Source organism: Myroides albus, from assembly GCF_009711045.1.
Taxonomy (GTDB): Bacteria; Bacteroidota; Bacteroidia; order Flavobacteriales; family Flavobacteriaceae; genus Flavobacterium; species Flavobacterium album_A.
The window spans coordinates 1,768-4,967 of record NZ_WMJX01000085.1 but is presented as its reverse complement, the minus strand read 5'-3'; the positions used below and the strand labels follow the sequence as shown (position 1 = coordinate 4,967).

The following is a 3,200-nucleotide window of genomic DNA, read 5'->3' as shown; positions in this document are numbered from 1 at the left end:
TGTATGTAAACAAGGGGAGATTCACATAAGCTTACGGGCTATTAGTACTACTCGACTATGACATTACTGCCTTTACATCTATAGCCTATCAACGTGGTAATCTCCCACGGCCCTTTAAAGAAATCTCATCTTGTGGTGGGTTTCGCACTTATATGCTTTCAGCGCTTATCCCTGCCCAACGTAGCTACTCTGCGATGCCCCTGGCGAGACAACAGATGCACTAGAGGTTGGTCCAATTCGGTCCTCTCGTACTAGAATCAGATCCACTCAAATTTCTAACGCCCACAGTAGATAGAGACCGAACTGTCTCACGACGTTCTGAACCCAGCTCGCGTGCCACTTTAATGGGCGAACAGCCCAACCCTTGGGACCTTCTCCAGCCCCAGGATGTGACGAGCCGACATCGAGGTGCCAAACCCCCCCGTCGATATGAGCTCTTGGGGGAGATCAGCCTGTTATCCCCGGCGTACCTTTTATCCTTTGAGCGATGGCCCTTCCATGCGGAACCACCGGATCACTATGCTCTACTTTCGTACCTGGTCGACTTGTTAGTCTCTCAGTCAAGCTCCCTTATACCATTGCACTCTACGCACGGTTACCAAGCGTGCTGAGGGAACCTTTAGAAGCCTCCGTTACTCTTTTGGAGGCGACCACCCCAGTCAAACTACCCACCAAGCAATGTCCTCCACAATTGCGGAGTTAGATCTCAAATAAGCAAAGGGTGGTATTTCAACAATGACTCCACAACGCCTAGCGACGCCATTTCACAGTCTCCCACCTATCCTACACATCACTTATCCGAGAACAATACTAAGCTATAGTAAAGGTGCACAGGGTCTTTTCGTCCCACTGCGGGTAATCGGCATCTTCACCGATACTACAATTTCACCGAGCTCATGGCTGAGACAGTGTCCAGATCGTTACACCATTCGTGCAGGTCGGAACTTACCCGACAAGGAATTTCGCTACCTTAGGACCGTTATAGTTACGGCCGCCGTTTACTGGGGCTTCAATTCAATGCTTCTCAACAATTACTCATCGATAACATCTCCTCTTAACCTTCCAGCACCGGGCAGGTGTCAGGCCCTATACGTCATCTTACGATTTTGCAGAGCCCTGTGTTTTTGATAAACAGTCGCCTGGACCTCTTCACTGCGGCCAGCTTGCGCTGGCGACCTTTCTCCCGAAGTTACAGGTCTATTTTGCCTAGTTCCTTAGCCATGAATCTCTCGAGCGCCTTAGGATACTCTCCTCGACTACCTGTGTCGGTTTACGGTACGGGTACTTATAACCTATGTTTAGAAGCTTTTCTTGACAGCCCTTAGGCACACTATCTCTTTGTCCGTAGACGCTGAGTACTATCGCATTTCTCCAAGTCTGACGCATTTTACTATCAAACCTATAGGTACGTGCTTCAACGAACTATTCCGTCAGTTCGCGGTGCTTTCATCACTGTGTCACTCCATCACTGTTATAAGTAGTACGGGAATATTAACCCGTTGGCCATCGACGTCCCCCTTCGGGTGTGCCTTAGGTCCCGACTAACCCTAAGCTGATTAGCATAGCTCAGGAATCCTTAGTCTTACGGCGGGGGTGTTTCTCGCACCCCTTATCGTTACTTATGCCTACATTTTCTTTTCTATAAGCTCCAGCAATTCTCACAAATCACCTTCTCTGCCGATAGAATGCTCCCCTACCACTCACGTTATAAAACGTAAATCCATAGCTTCGGTAGTATACTTATGCCCGATTATTATCCATGCTCGATCGCTCGACTAGTGAGCTGTTACGCACTCTTTAAATGAATGGCTGCTTCCAAGCCAACATCCTAGCTGTCTGGGCAATCAAACCGCGTTTTTTCAACTTAGCATACATTTGGGGACCTTAGCTGATGGTCTGGGTTCTTTCCCTCTCGGACATGGACCTTAGCACCCATGCCCTCACTGATGATTATCATTAATTAGCATTCGGAGTTTGTCAGGAATTGGTAGGCGGTGAAGCCCCCGCATCCAATCAGTAGCTCTACCTCTAAGTAACTATGATCATCGCTGCACCTAAATGCATTTCGGGGAGTACGAGCTATTTCCGAGTTTGATTGGCCTTTCACCCCTACCCACAGGTCATCCGAAAACTTTTCAGCGTTAAACGGTTCGGTCCTCCATTTAGTGTTACCTAAACTTCAACCTGCCCATGGGTAGATCACACGGTTTCGCGTCTACCACTACTGACTAAAGCGCCCTATTCAGACTCGCTTTCGCTACGGATCCAGACCTGAAGTCCTTATCCTTGCCAGCAACGGTNGATCCAGACCTGAAGTCCTTATCCTTGCCAGCAACGGTAACTCGTAGGCTCATTATGCAAAAGGCACGCCGTCACCCCACAAAGGGGCTCCGACCGCTTGTAGGCGTATGGTTTCAGGATCTTTTTCACTCCGTTATTCACGGTTCTTTTCACCTTTCCCTCACGGTACTGGTTCACTATCGGTCTCTCAGGAGTATTTAGCCTTAGCGGATGGTCCCGCCAGTTTCAATCAGGGTTTCACGTGCCCCGACCTACTCAGGATACCACTATTCTTATCTTTTCTTACTTATACGGGACTGTCACCCTCTTTGGTATACCTTTCCAGGTATTTCTAATTCAAGCCGCAAGAAATGTCGTGGTCCTACAACCCCAAAATTGCCGTAACAACTTTGGTTTGGGCTATTCCGCGTTCGCTCGCCACTACTTACGGAATCACTTTTGTTTTCTTCTCCTCCGCCTACTTAGATGTTTCAGTTCAGCGGGTTCGCCTCCTATACAGGATAATATGTCTTCAACATATTGGGTTGCCCCATTCGGATATCTACGGATCAATTCGTGTGTGCCAATCCCCGTAGCTTTTCGCAGCTTATCACGTCCTTCTTCGCCTCTGAGAGCCTAGGCATTCCCCATACGCCCTTATTTTGCTTATGTGCTTACAATTCTTTCGAATCGTACTTTCTATATATTTCTATATTTTTTGTTCTTTCTAACTGTTTTGTTAGTTAAGTTTTATCAATATGTCAATGAACGGTTGGACTTTAGTCCTTGTGGAGAATATCGGAGTCGAACCGATGACCTCCTGCGTGCAAGGCAGGCGCTCTAGCCAGCTGAGCTAATCCCCCGTTTCTAGTGTTTGGTTAACAGCTTACAGTTAACAGTAACTTTTAGGCGGTTAGTTT

Annotated in this window: 1 tRNA gene and 1 rRNA gene; both read right to left on the bottom strand. The window is 47.8% G+C overall.

The window, feature by feature from the left end:
• Positions 1-21: 21 nt before the first annotated feature.
• Positions 22-2,952, bottom strand: a 23S ribosomal RNA gene (locus GJV76_RS15165).
• A 117-nt stretch (positions 2,953-3,069) separates the two neighbouring features.
• Positions 3,070-3,143: transfer RNA gene (locus GJV76_RS15160), tRNA-Ala, on the bottom strand.
• Positions 3,144-3,200 lie beyond the last annotated feature (57 nt).